Source organism: Methylotenera sp. (genome assembly GCF_029945535.1).
Taxonomy (GTDB): Bacteria; Pseudomonadota; Gammaproteobacteria; order Burkholderiales; family Methylophilaceae; genus Methylotenera.
The window spans coordinates 496,682-515,534 of record NZ_JAQSCU010000010.1 but is presented as its reverse complement, the minus strand read 5'-3'; the positions used below and the strand labels follow the sequence as shown (position 1 = coordinate 515,534).

Annotated in this window: 18 protein-coding genes; 15 read left to right on the top strand and 3 right to left on the bottom strand. The window is 43.0% G+C overall.

Annotated features, from left to right (window positions below):
- Window positions 1–66: 66 nt before the first annotated feature.
- Window positions 67–516 carry an SsrA-binding protein SmpB gene (gene smpB / locus PSU72_RS05485; RefSeq protein ID WP_013147840.1) on the bottom strand — a complete coding sequence of 150 codons (450 nt, stop codon included), beginning with the start codon at window positions 514–516 and terminating at the stop codon, window positions 67–69.
- Window positions 517–664: 148 nt separating this feature from the next.
- Between smpB and PSU72_RS05480 the strand changes: the two genes are divergently transcribed.
- Window positions 665–1,099 carry a type II toxin-antitoxin system RatA family toxin gene (locus PSU72_RS05480; protein WP_300431316.1) on the top strand — a complete coding sequence of 145 codons (435 nt, stop codon included), beginning with the start codon at window positions 665–667 and terminating at the stop codon, window positions 1,097–1,099.
- A 40-nt stretch (window positions 1,100–1,139) separates the two neighbouring features.
- The gene (locus PSU72_RS05475; RefSeq protein WP_300431315.1) at window positions 1,140–1,466 is read left to right on the top strand and encodes an RnfH family protein; all 327 of its coding nucleotides are present in this window, start codon (window positions 1,140–1,142) and stop codon (window positions 1,464–1,466) included.
- A gap of 71 nt (window positions 1,467–1,537) precedes the next feature.
- On the opposite strand, the gene PSU72_RS05470 is transcribed toward PSU72_RS05475, so the two are convergent.
- Window positions 1,538–2,068, bottom strand: a complete 531-nt coding sequence (locus PSU72_RS05470; protein WP_300431314.1) for a DUF4124 domain-containing protein — start codon at window positions 2,066–2,068, stop codon at window positions 1,538–1,540.
- 138 nt (window positions 2,069–2,206) lie between these two features.
- Window positions 2,207–3,001: a GntR family transcriptional regulator gene (locus PSU72_RS05465; RefSeq protein ID WP_300431313.1), complete on the bottom strand. Its 795-nt coding sequence runs from the start codon at window positions 2,999–3,001 to the stop codon at window positions 2,207–2,209.
- A gap of 152 nt (window positions 3,002–3,153) precedes the next feature.
- Here PSU72_RS05465 and guaB point away from each other — a divergent pair, with 152 nt between their 5' ends.
- The 13 genes from guaB (at window position 3,154) to PSU72_RS05400 (ending at window position 18,690) form a co-directional block, all read left to right on the top strand.
- Entirely contained in the window at window positions 3,154–4,614 is a 1,461-nt protein-coding gene (gene guaB / locus PSU72_RS05460) for an IMP dehydrogenase (RefSeq protein WP_013147835.1), read from the top strand.
- A gap of 74 nt (window positions 4,615–4,688) precedes the next feature.
- Window positions 4,689–6,293, top strand: a complete 1,605-nt coding sequence (gene guaA / locus PSU72_RS05455) for a glutamine-hydrolyzing GMP synthase (RefSeq protein WP_300431312.1) — start codon at window positions 4,689–4,691, stop codon at window positions 6,291–6,293.
- A 1-nt stretch (window position 6,294) separates the two neighbouring features.
- Entirely contained in the window at window positions 6,295–6,792 is a 498-nt protein-coding gene (locus tag PSU72_RS05450) for a GreA/GreB family elongation factor (protein ID WP_300431311.1), read from the top strand.
- A 24-nt stretch (window positions 6,793–6,816) separates the two neighbouring features.
- Complete coding sequence (locus PSU72_RS05445; protein ID WP_300431310.1) at window positions 6,817–7,419, top strand: nitroreductase family protein; 603 nt, start codon at window positions 6,817–6,819, stop codon at window positions 7,417–7,419.
- A gap of 58 nt (window positions 7,420–7,477) precedes the next feature.
- A complete protein-coding gene (locus tag PSU72_RS05440) occupies window positions 7,478–9,073 on the top strand; it encodes an ABC-F family ATPase (protein WP_300431309.1) in 1,596 nt (531 codons plus the stop codon).
- 1 nt (window position 9,074) lies between these two features.
- Window positions 9,075–9,485 carry a hypothetical protein gene (locus PSU72_RS05435; RefSeq protein WP_300431308.1) on the top strand — a complete coding sequence of 137 codons (411 nt, stop codon included), beginning with the start codon at window positions 9,075–9,077 and terminating at the stop codon, window positions 9,483–9,485.
- A gap of 167 nt (window positions 9,486–9,652) precedes the next feature.
- Window positions 9,653–9,799, top strand: a complete 147-nt coding sequence (locus tag PSU72_RS05430) for a DUF3149 domain-containing protein (protein ID WP_300431307.1) — start codon at window positions 9,653–9,655, stop codon at window positions 9,797–9,799.
- Between the two features lie 466 nt (window positions 9,800–10,265).
- Complete coding sequence (locus PSU72_RS05425) at window positions 10,266–11,048, top strand: DeoR/GlpR family DNA-binding transcription regulator (protein WP_300431306.1); 783 nt, start codon at window positions 10,266–10,268, stop codon at window positions 11,046–11,048.
- A gap of 67 nt (window positions 11,049–11,115) precedes the next feature.
- Entirely contained in the window at window positions 11,116–13,593 is a 2,478-nt protein-coding gene (gene ptsP / locus PSU72_RS05420) for a phosphoenolpyruvate--protein phosphotransferase (RefSeq protein WP_300431608.1), read from the top strand.
- Window positions 13,594–13,638: 45 nt separating this feature from the next.
- A complete protein-coding gene (gene pfkB, locus PSU72_RS05415) occupies window positions 13,639–14,589 on the top strand; it encodes a 1-phosphofructokinase (RefSeq protein ID WP_300431305.1) in 951 nt (316 codons plus the stop codon).
- Between the two features lie 36 nt (window positions 14,590–14,625).
- A complete protein-coding gene (locus PSU72_RS05410) occupies window positions 14,626–16,365 on the top strand; it encodes a PTS fructose-like transporter subunit IIB (protein ID WP_300431304.1) in 1,740 nt (579 codons plus the stop codon).
- Window positions 16,366–16,420: 55 nt separating this feature from the next.
- Complete coding sequence (locus PSU72_RS05405; RefSeq protein WP_300431303.1) at window positions 16,421–17,647, top strand: carbohydrate porin; 1,227 nt, start codon at window positions 16,421–16,423, stop codon at window positions 17,645–17,647.
- A gap of 44 nt (window positions 17,648–17,691) precedes the next feature.
- Window positions 17,692–18,690 (top strand): class 1 fructose-bisphosphatase, encoded by a 999-nt coding sequence (locus tag PSU72_RS05400; RefSeq protein ID WP_300431302.1) that lies wholly within the window; start codon window positions 17,692–17,694, stop codon window positions 18,688–18,690.
- Window positions 18,691–18,853: the final 163 nt, after the last annotated feature.

The following is an 18,853-nucleotide window of genomic DNA, read 5'->3' as shown; positions in this document are numbered from 1 at the left end:
AAACTAAGCTATTTAGAAGCATGACTGCAGTATGCAGTAACTTAGCAATCTTGACTGTATTTAAGCTTATTTATTATGCGCCCGCATAATTCTGCCCTTTTCACGTTCCCAGTCACGTTCTTTTTCCGTATCACGTTTATCGTGCTGCTTTTTACCTTTGGCTAGACCGATTTGTACTTTCACGCGACCTTTTGAAAAGTGCATATCAAGCGGCACTATGGTGTAACCAGCACGCTCCACCTTAGCGATTAGCTTTAAAATCTCTTCACTATGTAATAACAACTTACGAGTACGTATCGCATCAGGGCGAATATGTGTAGATGCTGCACCTAGCGGTGTCACATGGCAGCCGATAATGTAAATCTCACCACGTTGAATAATGACATAGGCTTCCTTAATATTGACGCGATTTTCGCGAATGGCTTTAACTTCCCAGCCTTCCAAAACAACGCCTGCCTCGTACTTATCTTCAATAAAGTAATCAAAAAAAGCTTTTTTATTTTGTGCAATGCTCATAAAACTTAATATTTCTTGTTGAATGACTTAAAATAGCATTTTACTCTACTTCTGCACTAGTTAGATTACACAAGTTAGCCTTCAACACCAGTGTAAGATTTACGGTCTGGATTTAAAGTGTAGATTCAAACTATCATCTAAGGAAACCATGGCGCAAGTTCAAAAATCAGTACTAATCAACCATTCTGCAAGCCGCATGTATGCGCTGGTAGATGACGTGACCAAGTATCCTGCGTTTTTACCATGGTGTGGCGGTGTGGATTTAATCAAGCAAGATGAGTCGTCTACTATTGCCACTTTGCACATTGCTTATCATGGCATACACCAAAAATTCACTACGGAAAACCATAAAACCTACCCAAGCACGATGGATATTAAGCTTAAAGATGGTCCATTCAAACAGCTTGAAGGCGTATGGCGCTTTATAGAATTAAATGAAGATGCTTGCAAAATAGAATTCATGCTCAGCTATGAATTTGCTAATAGCTTTTTAGAAAAAATCATCGCGCCAGTATTTAGTCATATTGCCAATACCTTTGTCGATAGCTTTGTGGCACGCGCAGATGTCGTATATATAAAATAATCTATTAGAGTCAACATGCTAGAAGTTATGGAAAATTGAAATGACCAACAGTGAAATAATTGTAGAAGTCGCTTATGCTTTGCCTAAAGAGCAAGTAATAGTCCCAATTAAGGTAACTGAGGGCATAACTGCCGAACAAGCTATTAAATCGTCGGGCATTATGACTAAGTATCCCGAAATTGATTTAACTGTTAACAAAGTAGGTATTTTTGGCAAGCTAACCAAATTAGATGCACCTCTGCGCCATCTAGACCGCGTAGAGATTTATCGCGCCTTGATTGCCGACCCAAAAGAAGTACGTAAGCAACGCGTTGCTGATGGAAAGGCGATGAAAAAAGGCGGTGGAGATGCACCGACTGAAGCTTAACAACTACTTCATGTTACTAATATAAAACTTTTAAATTGGACAATTGAAGCTAAAAAAATACGCCTCTAGGTTTAATCGCAATACTTTTCTACGTCTTTTTGCGCATCTGCTTTGCCTTGACCAATATCAGCATCACCTAAATACTGTTTTTTACCATTTTCATCGGTTTTTGCAATTCGACCGCCATTAGTAAATGTCGCTAGGTTTTGTTTTGCAGCGATACAATTCGCTTGTTTAGTGTCTGACTCCGCTTTCTTCTGTGCATCAACCTGCTTTTGTTTTTCAGCATCTTGAGCGCGTTTTTGCGCAGCCTCTTCTTTGCTTGGCGGTACTTTTTCGTCAGCTTTGGCTTTATCTTTTGCTGAGGTTGCCGCTTTATCGCGATTGATTGCAGCCGTCATATCCCCCTCAACCGGTGCTAGTGGCGCTAAACCTGTAGGTTTAGCAATCTTTTTACCATACAAAGATTCTTGTTTTACGTTTGATGGTGGTGGCACGTCACTATAGCGAACTGTGCCATTGTTATCTTTCCATTTATAGATTTCGGCCGAAGCTAAAGTCGGCAATAAAACAACACATAATAATAAAATACGTAATCTCATAGCCTATCCTTCTGGGTAACTTCATAGCAATCTAGCTCAACATACCACTAATTTAAAATAATAGTATTGCCAGTTATTCGTTCAAGCAAGCTTTATTTGCAGCATATTGACTAAATTCAATTAGGTTAAAGGATATATTTAATCATACTTAATATCTAGCTTCATATGATGAACGTATGCATCACCTCTAAACGACCCTTCAACATATTCTATGAGTTTGTTTTCACCTGAATATAGTCGTCGCTTTTTGAGTAAACATGGCGCGCTTTCCTCAAAACCAAACGTTTTGGTTTCAACTTCTGAACTTAACATGGCTTCCATTGATTGCTCTGCCCAGCTTAACTTGATTTTACAAACATCTTGTATAAAAGCGTAAACGGAGCCTTTGGCATCCCAATCAGTTAGTTTCGGCGCTATAGCTAAATCATACCAAGCGACTTCTCGGGTCATGGGTACTTCGTCTGCCAGCCTAACACGCACCAAGCGTAAAAATGGTGCGTTAGAAGGTCGCTGGAAAATCGAGGCGATTGTTCTATCCGAGACAATCTCTTGGCTTTCAAGTCGACTTGAAGGCGTTTTGCCCATCTCTAACATTTCTTCAGTGAATCCTTTTAAGCGAACTAATGGGGTGCTTGCTGCAAAAGGCTTATTCACCGATGTTCCACCTCGGCCATTGGCACTTAACAGACCAGTTTGCCTAAGCTCGTCATAGCAACGTTTAATCGTAGTACGGCTTAAATTGAGCGCATCAGCCAAATCTCTCTCGGATGGCAAACCCAGTCCATGAGCGATTTCTCCAGTATCTATCAAGTGTACGATATGACGAATCAGTTGCTTGTAATAAGGCTCTGAGGTTTTATCATCAACAGCTAACCTGTCAATAATTTCTCGTGCTGTTAATTTTGGGCGCTTATCTTTCATAACTGTCATCATTTTGTAAAATATTTCAAAATTGATGATACAAGCATTAACTGCTGATGAGTATGCCGCTAACAGTATTTAACAATTTAAGAATTTTTGTAGCTAATACTCGCGCCTTTGACCTTAAATCTGTATAATTTCGTTTTGGGTACAAGGATTTTCGCATGCGTTTACTGCAACAAGCTCTTACGTTTGATGACGTTTTATTAGTGCCAGCTTACTCTAATGTGCTGCCACGCGAGGTTTCACTCGCCACTCAACTCACTCGTAACATTCAACTAAACATCCCTCTTCTATCAGCGGCTATGGACACTGTGACCGAAGCGCCACTTGCTATTGCATTAGCGCAAGAAGGTGGTTTAGGCTTTATTCACAAGAATATGACAGCCATGAAACAAGCCGCACACGTTGCACGTGTTAAGCGTTTTGAATCAGGCGTGGTAAATGATCCGATTACGATTCAAAGCCACATGACAGTGCGTGATGTGCTTGAATTAAATCACATGCATAAAATCTCAGGTATTCCAGTAGTGGATAATGGCAAAATCGTTGGGATTGTGACCAATCGTGATTTACGCTTTGAAACTAATCTTGATCAGCCAATTAAAAACATCATGACACCAAGAAGTAAATTGGTGACCGTGCGTGAAGGCGCGCCTAAAGATGAAGTGATTCGTTTATTGCATCAACATCGCTTAGAGCGTGTTTTAGTGATTGATGCTGAAGACACGCTTAAAGGCTTGATTACTGTTAAAGATATACAAAAATCAACTGACCACCCTCTCGCATGTAAAGATGCTCAAGGCAGACTGCGCGTTGGTGCGGCTGTTGGCGTGGGTGAAGGTACTGAAGAACGTGTAGCCGCTTTATCTGAAGCAGGGGTTGACGTGATTGTGGTAGATACCGCTCACGGACACTCTCAAGGTGTGCTAGACCGTGTGACATGGGTTAAAAAACACTTCCCGCATATTGAAGTGATTGGTGGCAACATTGCTACAGCCAGCGCTGCATTGGCTTTAGTAGATGCTGGCGCTGATGGCGTTAAAGTAGGTATTGGCCCAGGTTCAATCTGTACAACACGTATTGTAGCTGGCGTCGGCGTTCCACAAATCAGCGCGATTGCGAACGTAGCCAAAGCACTTGAAAAATCAGGCGTGCCATTTATTGCAGATGGCGGTATTCGTTTCTCTGGCGACATTTCAAAAGCCCTTGCAGCTGGCGCTTACAGCGTGATGCTAGGCGGCATGTTTGCTGGTACTGAAGAAGCGCCTGGTGAAATTGAATTATTCCAAGGCCGTTCATATAAATCCTACCGCGGTATGGGTTCAATCGGCGCAATGCAAAAAGGTTCTAGCGACCGTTATTTCCAAGATACCAACAGCGGCGCTGATAAATTAGTACCAGAAGGCATTGAGGGTCGCGTGCCTTACAAAGGTAGCTCACTTGCGGTGATCCATCAGTTAATGGGCGGTTTACGCGCTTCTATGGGCTATGTAGGCTGCGCAACAATTGATGAAATGCGCAATAAAGCTGAGTTTGTACAAATCACTTCTGCAGGTATGCGTGAGTCTCATGTGCATGATGTGCAGATTACCAAAGAAGCACCTAACTACCGCGTTGACTAAACAACCTTGCATGAAATACGAGTGGTTATTTTAACCACTCGTATTTTTTTAACCTTCTCGATTAAACACACGCTATGCACTCAAAAATCCTTATTCTAGATTTCGGCTCTCAAGTCACTCAACTTATCGCGCGCCGTGTGCGTGAAGCGCATGTATATTGCGAAATTCACTCATGCGAAGTATCAGATGAGTTTGTGCGTAACTTTGGCGCCGATGGCATTATCCTTTCGGGAAGCCATGCCAGTGCTTACGAAGAGGAATCTGATAGCGCTCCGCAAGCGGTATTTGAGCTTGGCGTGCCTGTATTAGGCATTTGTTACGGCATGCAAACCATGGCGCAGCAACTTGGCGGTAAAGTTGAAGCTGGTCATAAACGTGAATTTGGTTACGCTCAGGTACGCGCACGCGGTCACTCTGCCCTATTCCGCGATATTCAAGATAGCACTAATGCTGAAGGTCATGGCTTCATCGACGTATGGATGAGCCACGGTGATAAAGTGACTGAAATACCTGCTGGCTTTAAAGTAATTGCCAGTAACGATACTACGCCAATTGCAGCCATGGCAGATGAGACGCGTAAATTCTACGCAGTACAATTTCACCCAGAAGTCACACATACCAAGCAAGGTCAAGCCATGCTTAACCGCTTTGTGTTAGATATTTGTGGCGTTAAACCTGACTGGATTATGGGTGATTACATTGCTGAAGCTGTCGCTAAAATAAAAGCGCAAGTCGGTGATGAAGAAGTCATTCTTGGCTTATCTGGCGGTGTGGATTCTAGTGTAGCCGCAGCCTTGATTCACCGTGCGATTGGCGACCAGCTTACTTGCGTGTTCGTTGACCACGGTCTACTTCGCCTGAATGAAGGTGATTTGGTGATGGAGATGTTTGCAGGTCGCTTACATGTGAATGTGATTCGCGTAGACGCAACAGATCAATTCATGGGTCACTTAACTGGCGTGAGCGATCCAGAAGCTAAACGTAAAATCATTGGTCGTGAGTTTGTCGAGGTATTTAAAAACGAAGCAGCTAAGCTCAAAGCCGGCACTGGCGGACATAAGGGTGCTACATTTCTAGCACAAGGTACGATTTATCCGGACGTCATCGAATCTGGCGGTGCGAAATCTAAAAAAGCGGTGTCAATTAAAAGCCATCACAACGTGGGTGGTTTGCCTGAGCAATTAGGCTTAAAATTATTAGAGCCGCTACGTGATTTATTTAAAGATGAAGTACGTGAACTTGGCGTGGCACTAGGTTTGCCTGCTGATATGGTGTATCGCCATCCGTTCCCAGGGCCAGGTTTAGGTGTACGTATTTTAGGTGAAATCAAAAAAGACTTTGCGGATTTACTCCGTCGTGCCGATGCGATTTTTATCGAAGAGCTACGCAATACCAAAGACGAAGCTACCGGCAAGACTTGGTATGAATTGACCAGTCAGGCTTTTACTGTGTTCTTACCAGTAAAATCTGTAGGTGTAATGGGCGATGGCCGCACTTATGACTACGTTGTAGCCTTGCGTGCAGTTGTCACCAGTGACTTTATGACAGCAAACTGGGCGGAGTTGCCCTACTCACTTTTAGGCCGCGTTTCAAACCGTATCATTAATGAAGTACGTGGTATCAACCGCGTGGTATACGACGTTTCTGGGAAACCACCAGCGACGATCGAATGGGAATAATGTGAGTCGCGGCTTTGTCAAAGAAGATGATGTAGAAAGAGCTGGCACCGACTTACCTGAACGTCGGGTAAGTGAGTTCCCTAACTATGTCACACCATTTGGCTTAGCACAGTTGCAAACTCAAGCTACAGTTTTAGAACAGCAGCAACAAGCGCTGTTACCAAGTAAAGACGACCCTGCCACACAACAAACCTTGGCGCCTTTAAGACGAGATTTGCGTTACTTAGAAACACGCTTGGAAAATGTAATTTTAATCGACCCAACTACGCAACCTAAAGATACGGTTTTATTTGGCGCCACGGTCAATGTTGAAGATGAAGAAGGTAAGCCTCATCAATTCACTATAGTGGGTGAAGATGAAGCTGACATCACATTAAATAAAGTTAGCTGGGTTTCGCCGATTGCAAAGGCATTAATTGGGCACAAAGTTGGTGAAACTGTGAGTTGGCAACGCCCTGCTGGCAATTTAAATCTAGAGATTTTGGCCATTAATTACTAAATCTCTTTAAAGAAAGAATATTAAATGAACGTGAATACCGCGATTGAAACACGTCGCTCAGTCAAGAGTTTTGACCCGCACCATAAAATGACGCAAACTGAAATTGATCAGTTAATGTCTTTAGCCATGCTGTCACCTACAGCGTTTAATATTCAAAACTGGCGTTTTGTATTGGTCACAGATGCTGTATTGCGCCATCAAATACGTGCGGTGAGTTGGAATCAAGCACAGGTTGAAGAAGCATCATTACTGATTGTGCTTACCGCAGATTTAAAAGCGTGGGAAAAGCAACCTGAGCGTTACTGGAAAAATGCACCTAAAGCCGCTTCTGATATTCTAGTACCTATGATTGGTCATTATTACGCAAATAACGACCAACTTCAGCGTGATGAAGGCATGCGTTCTTGCGGCATGGCTGCGATGACGATTATGTTGGCAGCAAAAGAAATGGGTTATGACACCTGCCCTATGGACGGTTTTGACTTTGATGCAGTCAGCAAGTTGCTTAATCTGCCTGCGGACCACACACCAGCAATGTTTGTGGTAGTCGGTAAAGCGTTAAAAGAAGCGCAGCCACGTAGCGGCCAACTCGCCATGAATGAAGTCGTGATTAGCAATACATTTTAGTTTAGAAAAATTAATTTAGAAAACTATACTTTTAAGAAATACACTTAAGGATTTAACCGTGTTAATTAGCAACAATATTACCGTGCAATTTGGCGCAAAGCCGCTTTTTGAAAACGTTTCCGTTAAATTTGGCGACAACAACCGCTATGGCTTAATTGGTGCTAATGGTTGCGGAAAATCAACCTATATGAAAGTGCTGGCTGGCGTTTTAACACCTAGTGCTGGTAATATTTCAATCGATAGCCATGAACGCATGGCGTTTTTGAAGCAAGACCAATTTGCTTACGAAGATCAGCGCGTACTTGATGTCGTGATGATGGGGCATGAGCAAATGTGGAATGCCAATGTAGAAAAAAATGCCATCTACGCAAACCTAGAAGCAACTGAAGATGACTACATGCGTGCAGCTGAACTAGAAGGCGTCTTTGCAGAGTTCGATGGCTACACGGCAGAAGCACGTGCTGGTGAATTGCTAATGGCTGTGGGTATTCCTATTGAGCAACACAATGGTTTAATGAGCTCCGTTGCGCCAGGTTGGAAATTACGTGTACTGCTTGTACAAGCACTGTTTTCTAACCCAGATATTTTGCTACTAGATGAGCCAACCAACAACTTGGACATTAATACGATTCGCTGGTTAGAAGATGTGTTGAACAATCGTGACTGTACCATGGTCATTATTTCGCATGACCGTCACTTTTTAAACCAAGTATGTACGCATACTTGCGACATGGACTACGGCAAAATATCTATGTATCCAGGTAATTATGATGATTACATGGAAGCCAGCACTGCGGCGCGTGCGCAAGCCGCCAAAGACAATGACAAAGCTAAACAGATGGTCGCAGATTTACAAGACTTCGTGCGCCGCTTCTCTGCCAATGCCTCTAAAGCCAAGCAAGCTACTAGCCGCGCTAAGAAAATCGATAAGATTAAAATTGAAGAATTTAAGCCTTCAAGCCGCCAATATCCATTTATTCGTTTTGAATACGATGAGCGCGAAAAGCTTTATCGCAATGCAGTTGAGTTGAAAAAACTCAGCCACAGCTTTGACAAACCACTCTTTAACGATGTGGATATGATGTTTGAAGCGGGTGAAAAAGTGGCCATTATTGGTGAGAATGGTATTGGTAAAACGACGTTCTTGCGCTGCTTAGCAGGTGATTTGCAGCCTAAATTTGGTGAAGTAAAATGGGCAGAGAAAGCAAACATCGGCTACTTTGCACAAGATCACGAATACGAATTTGAAGATGGCGAAGACTTATTTGAGTGGATGACTAAATTCAGACAAGCTGGCGACGATGATCAAGTTGTTCGCAGCATGTTAGGTCGTCTGCTATTTGGTGGCGATGATACTAAAAAATCAGTCAAAGTGTTATCTGGTGGTGAAAAAGGCCGTATGCTTTACGGCAAAATGATGCTCGCTAGAACCAACGTCATGCTGATGGATGAGCCGACCAACCATATGGACATGGAGTCTATCGAGGCGCTCAACACAGCTTTGGATAAATACAAAGGCACCCTATTCTTTGTAAGCCATGACCGTGAGTTTGTAAGCTCAATCGCTACGCGCATCATTGAAATTAAAGCAGATGGCATTGTAGACTTTACTGGTAATTACGAAGATTACTTAGCGAGCCAAGGTGTAGAATAAAATGCCCAAAGGACTGATCACAACGCTCTGGGTAATCTGGCTCGTTGTGATTTGGTTTTTATCTTTTGTTGCCCATGCTATCGCATTTAAGGACGGTGGCATTGAGTGGCTAGCTATATTGCTAGGGATTTTCTGGCTAATATACTTGGCTGGTTTATGGCTTGAGCAATCGCGTATTACTGATACCGCTTGGGCCATGCTGCTCGGTTATGCCATTGGCTGCATACGCATGTTAGATATGATTCCAAACCAACAGGAATACGTGCACTGGCTGCGACTCATTCCTAAAAGTATTGTTGGGGTAGTAGCGCTAGCTTTCATTCTAATATTTGTTGGCGTTTTACCCTTAATCGCCAAAAACATCATTGAATCACACAAAGCTAATAATCGCGTGCTGGGTCGTGATACTTAAGCAAAAATCGATTAATTTATTACGTATTAAATTCACTCAGCAAATAGCCTTATTAATATTAATGCCATTTGACCTGCATCAATGTAAGTAAAACCCTTAAGGCGCATATTAACAACAAGAAGCTAATCAATATAGCTTTGTTAATTTCAGCCGAAAGGGTATTCATCATGCAATTGCTTATCAATCTTTTTTCTACCGATTATGGTCTACAAAGCCTTGCTGTTATTGTCTTCATTTTAGGAATGTGCGTTTGGTTTGCCTTGTATTTCAAACGTCATATTGATGAAGACTCAAAAAAAGCTGCTGAGAAATAACTCTAAATTTATACATTAATCCATGAAGCCATGAAAAATGGCTTCAAATTGCTTGTTTTTACTGAGCATCAAATCTAATCTTTCTGCTCTCCCTCCCCTGCAATAAATAGCTCTCTTAAACTAACAGCCACACATAATGACTGCTGTTTATGCCTGTCAGCTTATGGTCAATTGTCATGAATGTTTGATGAAACAAGCCATTTACACTTCATTGTCAACAAATTACAAAATATTTCACTATTCAAATCACAGTTTAAATCCAATTCACAACCTACTGATTTAATGAATTAATTTAATATTTATTAAAATATATTAAATTTTAGTGAAAAAACATTTTGCAACATGTTCGATAATGTGCGATTATGTTTACAAATAAAACAAGCGCACATTTATCATTACGTGTTTAATAGCAAAATATTTAACAAATCGTATTGATTAATAACATTAAAGGCTTAAGGAGTTGGTAATGAAAGATCATTTAGCAGAACGCAGATTAGAAATGATTACGGCTGTATTGCATGCACGTGGCGAATGCCGCACGAGGCAACTCGCCGAGCAATTTAATCTATCTGAAATGACTTTGCGTCGTGATTTCCATACTTTGGAAAAACGCGGCTTATTAAGACGCGTACATGGCGGTGCAGTTTTGCTCAATAGTGATGTTAATTACTCTCAACGTCTTGAGTATGAGCAAATTCAGAAACAGGCAATTGGCAGAATGGCGACTACTTTACTTAAAAGCGGCCAAACAATCTACATTGATGCGGGTACAACAACGTTAGAAATGGCACGTGCAATCAGACAAGGTTTGCCAAACGTCACACATCTACAAATTGTGACGCACGGTCTGACTATTGCATCTGAGTTGGCTGGTCAAACGCCGTATAACGTGCAATTGATTGGTGGTGACGTTTATCAAAATGCGCTGAGTACTGTTGGCCCTGTTGCATTGGCACAAATCAACAACCTGCATATTGACACGTTTTTCATGGGATCTGTTGGAGTTAGTCAAGCACAGGGCTGGGGTAACTCAAACCATGTGGAAGCCGTGGTTAAGCGTGCTGTGATTGAACATAGCAAGCAAGTATGCGCATTAGTCGACAGTTCTAAATGGGCTCAGGAGTCTTATGCGCCGATTGTCAGCTTGGGTGCCGTTTCAAAATGGATTGTGAATCATGGCTTAAATCAAGAGGCGATTGAAGCGGCAAAAACAGCAAAAATTACCATGATGTTTGCAAGTGGCACTTAAGCATTATTCATTATAAAAGTAGCGCAAATAACTTTTTCGCTAATGCAATAAATTAGGAGAGACCGTGATGATACAGTTAGGTATTCAAAGCATTCAGTTACGTGGGCAGGCAAGCAACAAATCAGAGGCAATTAAATTAGTTGCCAGCTTATTAGTTGCAAATGGCAATATGCAAGCCGCCTACTCAGACAGCATGTTGCAGCGCGAAAAAATAGCGAACACTTATCTGGGTAATGGCATCGCAATTCCACATGGTCTTCCAAAAGATAGAGAGTTAATTTTACAAACAGGTATTGCCGTTGCGCAATTTTCTGAAGGTGTAGAGTGGAATAGCGGAGAAATCGTCTACCTAGTCGTGGGCATCGCCGCACGGTCTGACGAACATATTGAGCTATTGGCAAACTTAACCGATGTTTTGGACGACGCGGCGACCATTCAACGTCTGGCAAAAACTACTAATGCGATGGACATCATCGATTGCCTTACTAAATCACGCGATAACAATACGCAAACAAACGAATCTCACACAAACAACGTGCATGTTGATGATTTTGATAAATCTATCGATGTAGAATTAAATAGTGATGGCGGCCTGCACGCCCGCCCTGCTACAGCATTTGTGGAAATTGCTAAGCAGTTTCAATCAGAAGTGCGCGTGCGACATGGCAGCAAAATTGCCAATGGTAAAAGCTTAGTTTCTCTGTTGAAGTTAGGTGCTAATAAGCGCGTGACAATTCGCATTATGGTGAGTGGCAGCGATGAAGATTCTGCACTAAAAGCCTTAGCTGACGCAGTGAGATTAGGTTTAGAAGATGAAGCTGAATCGGGACATGCCCTACCAGTCACCTCTTCACAAGTAGCATTGAATTTTTCAACCCCGCCAATCGCAGGTATTGCGGGTTCAATTGGTATTGCGATTGGACCAATTTGTCATTTTCGCCATGAGAAAATTGTTGTGGCAGTGACTGCACAATCTCCAGATATAGAGGAGTCTCGCTTAAACCACGCCATTGCATCAGCAAAAGTACAATTACAAAATCTACATGATGAAGTAAAAGAGCGCAGTGGCGCTGCACATGCTGCAATTTTTCTAGCTCACATAGAGTTTCTATCAGACCCTGATTTATTAGAAGCTGCAGTTTGTAATATTAAGCTTGGGCATAGCGCAGGCTGGGCCTGGCGCGATAGCTACAGCAAACGCGCATCTGAAGTAGCTTGTCTAGAGGATGCTTTATTAAAAGAGCGCGCCAATGATATTTCAGATATCGGACGTCGAGTATTACGCTTACTGGCAGATGCTTTAGAAGAAGCACCAACTGCCATGACAGAACCTGCAATATTAGTCGCGGAAGATTTATCTCCTTCTGACACCGCGAAACTTGATCCAAAAATGGTACTTGGCATTTGCATAGCTGCTGGTGGGCCAACCTCACACACGGCTATCATTGCACGTTCACTTGATATTCCAGCCATTGTTGGTGCAGGCCCAGCAGTGCTTAATTATCAAGATGGTGTCATGGGTATTTTAGATGGTCATACAGGTAATTTATATTTAAACCCAAGTGAAAGTGACCTTGTAATTGCACGCAATGCTCAGCAAGACCAACAAGCCCAGCGCATGGCTGAAAACCTTGCCTGTTACGAGCCAGCCATGACTACTGATGGTCACCGTGTAGAAGTGGTCGCCAATATTGGCGCTGCTGCTGAAGCCGAACAAGCCGTTAATGCTGGATCAGAAGGTATTGGCTTGTTGCGCACTGAGTTTCTATTTTTACAGCGCTCAGAGCCACCAAGTGAAGAAGAGCAGTACAAATCCTATTGCGAGATGACTAAAGCATTAAATGGCTTGCCGCTTATTATTAGAACGCTTGATATCGGTGGCGATAAAGAAGTGCCGTATTTGTCACTACCAAGCGAGCAAAATCCATTTTTAGGTGTGCGTGGTATTCGCCTATGTTTAGCCAGACCAGATTTATTTAAGCCCCAATTGCGTGCTATTTACCGTGCTGGCATGACAGGCCCAGTCAAAATTATGTTTCCTATGATTGCGACCGTTGAAGAGTTGCTGGCGGCCAAAGCCATTGCAGAAGAAATACGTAAAGAGATGAATGCCAACCCAATTGAAATCGGCATCATGATAGAAGTGCCATCCGCAGTGCTGATGGCGCCAGAACTAGCTCGTCATGCCGACTTTTTCTCAGTGGGCACGAATGACCTCACGCAATATGTACTAGCGATGGATAGGCTGCATCCTAGTTTATCTCGTCAAGCTGATGCATTACACCCAGCGGTACTACGCATGATAGATCTCACAGTAAAAGCCGCCAAATCTGCAGGCATTTGGGTAGGCGTTTGCGGTGGAATTGCTGGCGACCCAAAAGGTGCAGCTATTTTAACTGGGCTAGGCGTGACTGAACTTAGCATGAGCATTCCTAGCGTGGCAGCGGTTAAAGCCAAAGTAAGAAAGATGTCATATACCGAAAGTGTTGCTTTAGCTAAACGAGCGCTAGCTTGTTCTACAGCGGCAGAAGTTCGTGCACTTTAATCAGGCTTGTATTCAATATTAAGTACAGCATATATGGAGACCGAAATGGTGCAATTAAGCAACATAGCAACAATTACTTTGAACCCTGCAATTGATAAAAGTGTAGCAATTCCAAACTTCACTGCAGGCGAGGTGAATCGCGTGAATTGGGAGCAATCTGACCCAGGTGGAAAAGGCGTGAATGTCGCCTCTTTTCTAGCGGACTTAGGCTTTAACACCTCTGTGACAGGCTTTCTTGGAATGGAAAACACCTCAATTTTTGAGAAACTTTTTCATCAAAAAAATATGGCTGATAGCTTTGTTCGCATTCCTGGCAAAACTAGAGTTAACGTTAAGATTATCGATGAGCTACAAAAAACCATCACCGATATTAACTACCCAGGTCCAGCGCCAACTGAGCAAGATCTCACTGATTTAAAAAAGAAAATTCACAATCTAGTGTTTGATCATGATTGGTTTGTATTGTCAGGTAGCCTTCCAAATGGCGTTCCTACAGAGTTTTATAGCGCTGTACTGAAGTATTTAAAAGCGGCTGGCAAGTACGTGGTGCTTGATACAAGTGGTGATGCGCTGCGTGATGCGCTTGGTGAGGCGCCATATGCCATCAAGCCAAATATCGCTGAGCTTGAAGAGCTGCTTGGTAGAAGTTTAACAAGCGAACAAGAAGTTATAGAGGCAGCAAGAAGTTTAGTGAATCAAGGTATTGAGTATGTGATTGTTTCAATGGGCAAGCAAGGTGCCCTGTTTGTGAGTGGCACAGAGTCTGTAATAGCGGTACCGCCACCAATTGATGTGAAAAGTACGGTTGGTGCGGGTGATGCAATGGTTGCTGGATTTATAGCGGCCAAAATAAAGGGATTTTCATTAGAAGATTGTGCCAGATTATCTACAGCCACTGCGATGGGCGCTTTAACCCAGCTCGGTCCTAAGCTGGCAGAAACTCAAGTGCTTGAATCTTATATGCAACAAATCAGTGTGCGGAAAATAGTCGGTTAGAACTATCCCGCTTTTAATGTTCAATGGAGAAGCAAAATGGCTAATATTATCGCGGTAACAGCATGCCCCACAGGCATTGCGCATACCTACATGGCAGCAGAAGCATTAAAGAAAACCGCAATTGCAATGGGACACAGCATACGAGTTGAGACACGCGGCGCAACTGGCGGTCAAAACACCTTAAGTGACGAGGAGATTCGGACTGCACAGGTCGTGATTATTGCGTCGGATGTGCATCTTGAAATGAGCCGATTCGCGGGTAAAACAATATATGCAATCAGCACGAGTGATGCGATTAGAGATACCGAACAAGTGTTAGACGCTGCACTTGAGTTAATTAAAACTCAAGCGGTGCAAACGGCTACTGAAGCGCCGATACTTGAAGTTGAAAACAATTCAGCAGACCGTAAAAAAATTGTAGCCATCACTGCTTGCCCCACTGGTATAGCACACACTTTCATGGCTGCAGAGGCTTTGAAAAAATGGGCAAAGGCGAATAATTGCGATATTCGCGTTGAAACACAAGGCTCAGTTGGCGCTAAAAATCAATTAACGGATGAAGAGATTGCCGAAGCCGATGTCGTGGTGATTGGGGCAGACACACATGTTGATACTGCTCGTTTTGCAGGTAAATCAGTCTATAAAACCTCAGTTGGCCGCGCATTAAAAGAAACCGAAAAAGTCATGCAGGAAGCTTTTTCTGCCCCTAAACAAACTGCACAAACAGTAGCAACACCTACTAAAAGCACACAAAAAGCCAGTGGTGTTTACAAGCACTTATTAACGGGCGTTTCTTATATGTTGCCTTTGGTTGTGGCTGGCGGTTTGATTATTGCGCTCTCATTTGTTTTTGGTATTGAGGCATTTAAAGAAAAAGGCACTTTAGCCGCAGCGTTGATGAGTATTGGCGGCGGCGCAGCATTCGCTTTGATGATTCCAGTGCTTGCAGGTTTCATTGCTTACTCTATTGCAGATCGTCCAGGCTTAGCGCCAGGTTTGATTGGCGGCATGTTAGCTAGTCAGTTGCAAGCAGGCTTTTTAGGTGGAATTCTCGCTGGCTTTTTTGCAGGTTATGTAGCGCTTTGGATGCGTGACAACATCAAACTACCAGTGCATTTTGAAGGGCTAAAACCTGTATTAATCATCCCGCTGTTATCAACGTTACTGGTTGGTTTGTTCATGATTTACGTAGTGGGTGAGCCAGCAAAAGCGATTATGGATGGTCTTACTAGCTTTCTGAAAAATATTGGTTCAGCTAACGCAGTATTACTCGGCCTTTTATTAGGTGGCATGATGGCAATCGACATGGGTGGCCCAGTCAATAAAGCGGCGTACACTTTTGGTGTTGGTCTACTTGCCAGTAACACCTTCTTGCCGATGGCAGCTGTGATGGCTGCGGGCATGGTACCTCCCCTAGCGCTTGGTTTAGCTACTTTTGTAGCTAAGAATCGCTTTACGCCTGATGAACAGATTGCAGGAAAAGCATCCGCTGTATTAGGTCTATCGTTCATTACCGAAGGTGCAATTCCATTTGCTGCAAACGACCCATTACGCGTCATTCCATCATGTGTGGCTGGGGCGGCTCTAACTGGTGCAATGTCCATGTATTTTGGCTGTGAACTACATGCACCACACGGCGGGGTTTTTGTTCTAGCCATTCCTAACGCAGTCAGCCCACTGTTGGCGTATATCGCTGCCATCGTCTCGGGCACATTGCTGACGACTGTATTACTCGTTCTATTTAAGAAGCCTATTTCTCAAGCTACTGTCGCTTAAAACTTGCATGAAAAACACTTCAATGTTTAAAACTAAATAAACAGGAATTAACATCATGATTAAATATTTTTTCAGCTGCATAGCAGCTGTAGGGCTAGTGCTTGCCTCAAATAATGCATCAGCACTAGATTTTTCACCTTACATTCGCGCTGAAAGTGGCGTTAATACTGAAGGTAGCTCTGCCGCATGCTTTAAATTGGCAGGCGCAGCAGCTAAGTACAGAATGGGTAACGAATGTGAGGTTTATGCTGAATTAATGATGGGTCAAGAGTTAAATAAGTTCTCAAATGACTCTGCCTTAAATGCCCATGTCATGCTAAGTGCATATATGCCGCTAACGAGTAAAAAAATGCTGGATGACACGAATACTGACTTTCGCTTTGCACAGTTTTATATGAGTTGGGACAAAGCACCAGCATTAAATGGGGGTAATCTTTGGGCAGGTCGTCGCTACTATAAGCGTGAAGACGTGCATATCAACGACTTCTTTTACTGGAACCCTCAAGGCCTTGGTGCTGGCATTGAAGATGTGAGTATTGGCAAGCTTAAGCTAAGCTACGCCTTGTTTAGAGATGATAATAAAGACCAAAAATATTTAACGACTAGACACGATATTCAGCTTCGTGGACTTGATGTTAATCCAGATGGTCAATTGGAGTTTGGTCTTAGCATTATTCCAAAAAGCAGCCACACAACTACAGGCGATGACGGTTGGGCAGTCACAGTTCAGCATAGACAAATTAATATCATGGGTGATGGCAATAACAAGCTAGCCGTGCAATATGGCGTTGGTCCAGGCGTCGGTTTAGGCGGCACAGGCACTATCGATAATGGCTCTGATGTAAAACGTTTTCGTATTGTTGATGGTTTGTATGCACAAATCACACCAAAACTTGGCGGTTTGTTGACAGCGGTTTACCAAAAAGACACCTCAAATGCTGGCGACCAAACTTGGACATCGATGGGTGGGCGCGTAAGTTATGGCGTGACCGAGCATTTTAAAATGCAAGCTGAGCTAGGTCAGGACTGGGTAACGCCGTCAGGTGGAGATACTCGCAGATTAACCAAACTCACTATTGCGCCATCTTGGGCAATTGCAAGTAACTTCTGGTCGCGTCCTGAACTACGTTTCTTCTGTACCTATGCACAATGGAACGATGCTGCAAGTATTGCTGCAATTGGGTCTGGTGATTATGCAGTTGCATCGTTGGCACCAACCAGTGCATTCGGAGGCTCCAATCACGGTGCTACGATAGGCTTGCAGTTCGAGGGTTGGTGGTAGCGCGCAACTAGTGATAATAAGACTCAATTTAAAAGGCTATCAACATGGAAAAACAAACATTTTCACAATTTTTGCTAGATGAACAGCGGCTGCGCGGTATTCATGATGACGAATTTGTACTGTTATTGAATGACATAGCAACTGCTTGTAAATCAATATCCAGAGCCGTGTGCAAAGGCGCCTTAAACGGCGTGATGGGCAGCCTTGAATGTGAAAACATTCAAGGTGAAACGCAAAAGCAGCTTGATGTGATTACTAATGACATATTTATTGGAGTGAATCAGGTGGCTGGATATTACGCTGGAATGGCTTCAGAAGAGATGGATGCGCCTTACGAAATTCCAGTCAATCTGCGTAAAAGTGGCAAATACCTGCTGTTATTTGATCCACTCGATGGCTCTTCTAACGTCAATGTGAACATATCGGTAGGAACAATTTTCTCTATCCTGCGCTGTCCAGAAGGGGTAGAAAATCCTAAAATAAAAGATTATCTGCAAGCGGGTATCACACAGGTATGCTCAGGGTATGCGCTATATGGCTCTTCAACAATGCTGGTGATTACTACTGGCTTTGGCGTGAACGGTTTTACGCTAGATAACGACGTAGGTGAGTTTTACCTAACGCACCTCAATATGCGTGTTCCAGAAGATACACATGAATTTGCAATCAACATGTCTAACCAGAAATCATGGGAAGCGCCTGTTAAAAATTATATTGAAGATTGCTTGAAAGGCACAGATGGCCCAAGAGGTAAGCAATTCAATATGCGTTGGGTTGCCTCTATGGTGGCCGAGGTGCATCGCATTTTGATACGCGGCGGTATTTTCATGTATCCAGTAGATAGCAAGCTAAAAGATAAAGGCGGAAAATTACGTTTAATGTATGAGGCGAATCCAATGAGCTTTATTGTTGAACAAGCTGGCGGACTATCCTCCAGCGGGCGTCAGAGAATTGTGAATATCAAGCCTAGCGCGCTTCATCAGCGAGTTCCCGTCATTATGGGGTCAAAAAATGAAGTGGAAAAAATGTGTAGCTATTATTAAGAACAATCAGCTAACCCGGCTTAAAACCGGTCTTCAGATTTTGACTTATAGCAGCATATATGACACTATCTATGCATCAGTTTTTAGTAAAAATTTTACTAAAGCGTAATATTCTAACGATAGAATATTACCGTTCTTAATTCAACTGCCAACCTCTAGCTTG

What these genes read in the sequence shown, in the direction of transcription:
- PSU72_RS05465 (WP_300431313.1), bottom strand. Translation starts at nt 3,001, where the DNA reads ATGATGACAGTTATGAAAGATAAGCGCCCAAAATTAACAGCACGAGAA.
- smpB (WP_013147840.1), bottom strand. Translation starts at nt 516, where the DNA reads ATGAGCATTGCACAAAATAAAAAAGCTTTTTTTGATTACTTTATTGAA.
- ptsP (WP_300431608.1), top strand. Translation starts at nt 11,116, where the DNA reads ATGATACAGTTAGGTATTCAAAGCATTCAGTTACGTGGGCAGGCAAGC.
- PSU72_RS05480 (WP_300431316.1), top strand. Translation starts at nt 665, where the DNA reads ATGGCGCAAGTTCAAAAATCAGTACTAATCAACCATTCTGCAAGCCGC.
- guaB (WP_013147835.1), top strand. Translation starts at nt 3,154, where the DNA reads ATGCGTTTACTGCAACAAGCTCTTACGTTTGATGACGTTTTATTAGTG.
- PSU72_RS05445 (WP_300431310.1), top strand. Translation starts at nt 6,817, where the DNA reads ATGAACGTGAATACCGCGATTGAAACACGTCGCTCAGTCAAGAGTTTT.
- pfkB (WP_300431305.1), top strand. Translation starts at nt 13,639, where the DNA reads ATGGTGCAATTAAGCAACATAGCAACAATTACTTTGAACCCTGCAATT.
- PSU72_RS05430 (WP_300431307.1), top strand. Translation starts at nt 9,653, where the DNA reads ATGCAATTGCTTATCAATCTTTTTTCTACCGATTATGGTCTACAAAGC.
- PSU72_RS05435 (WP_300431308.1), top strand. Translation starts at nt 9,075, where the DNA reads ATGCCCAAAGGACTGATCACAACGCTCTGGGTAATCTGGCTCGTTGTG.
- PSU72_RS05400 (WP_300431302.1), top strand. Translation starts at nt 17,692, where the DNA reads ATGGAAAAACAAACATTTTCACAATTTTTGCTAGATGAACAGCGGCTG.
- PSU72_RS05425 (WP_300431306.1), top strand. Translation starts at nt 10,266, where the DNA reads ATGAAAGATCATTTAGCAGAACGCAGATTAGAAATGATTACGGCTGTA.
- guaA (WP_300431312.1), top strand. Translation starts at nt 4,689, where the DNA reads ATGCACTCAAAAATCCTTATTCTAGATTTCGGCTCTCAAGTCACTCAA.
- PSU72_RS05410 (WP_300431304.1), top strand. Translation starts at nt 14,626, where the DNA reads ATGGCTAATATTATCGCGGTAACAGCATGCCCCACAGGCATTGCGCAT.
- PSU72_RS05405 (WP_300431303.1), top strand. Translation starts at nt 16,421, where the DNA reads ATGATTAAATATTTTTTCAGCTGCATAGCAGCTGTAGGGCTAGTGCTT.
- PSU72_RS05470 (WP_300431314.1), bottom strand. Translation starts at nt 2,068, where the DNA reads ATGAGATTACGTATTTTATTATTATGTGTTGTTTTATTGCCGACTTTA.
- PSU72_RS05475 (WP_300431315.1), top strand. Translation starts at nt 1,140, where the DNA reads ATGACCAACAGTGAAATAATTGTAGAAGTCGCTTATGCTTTGCCTAAA.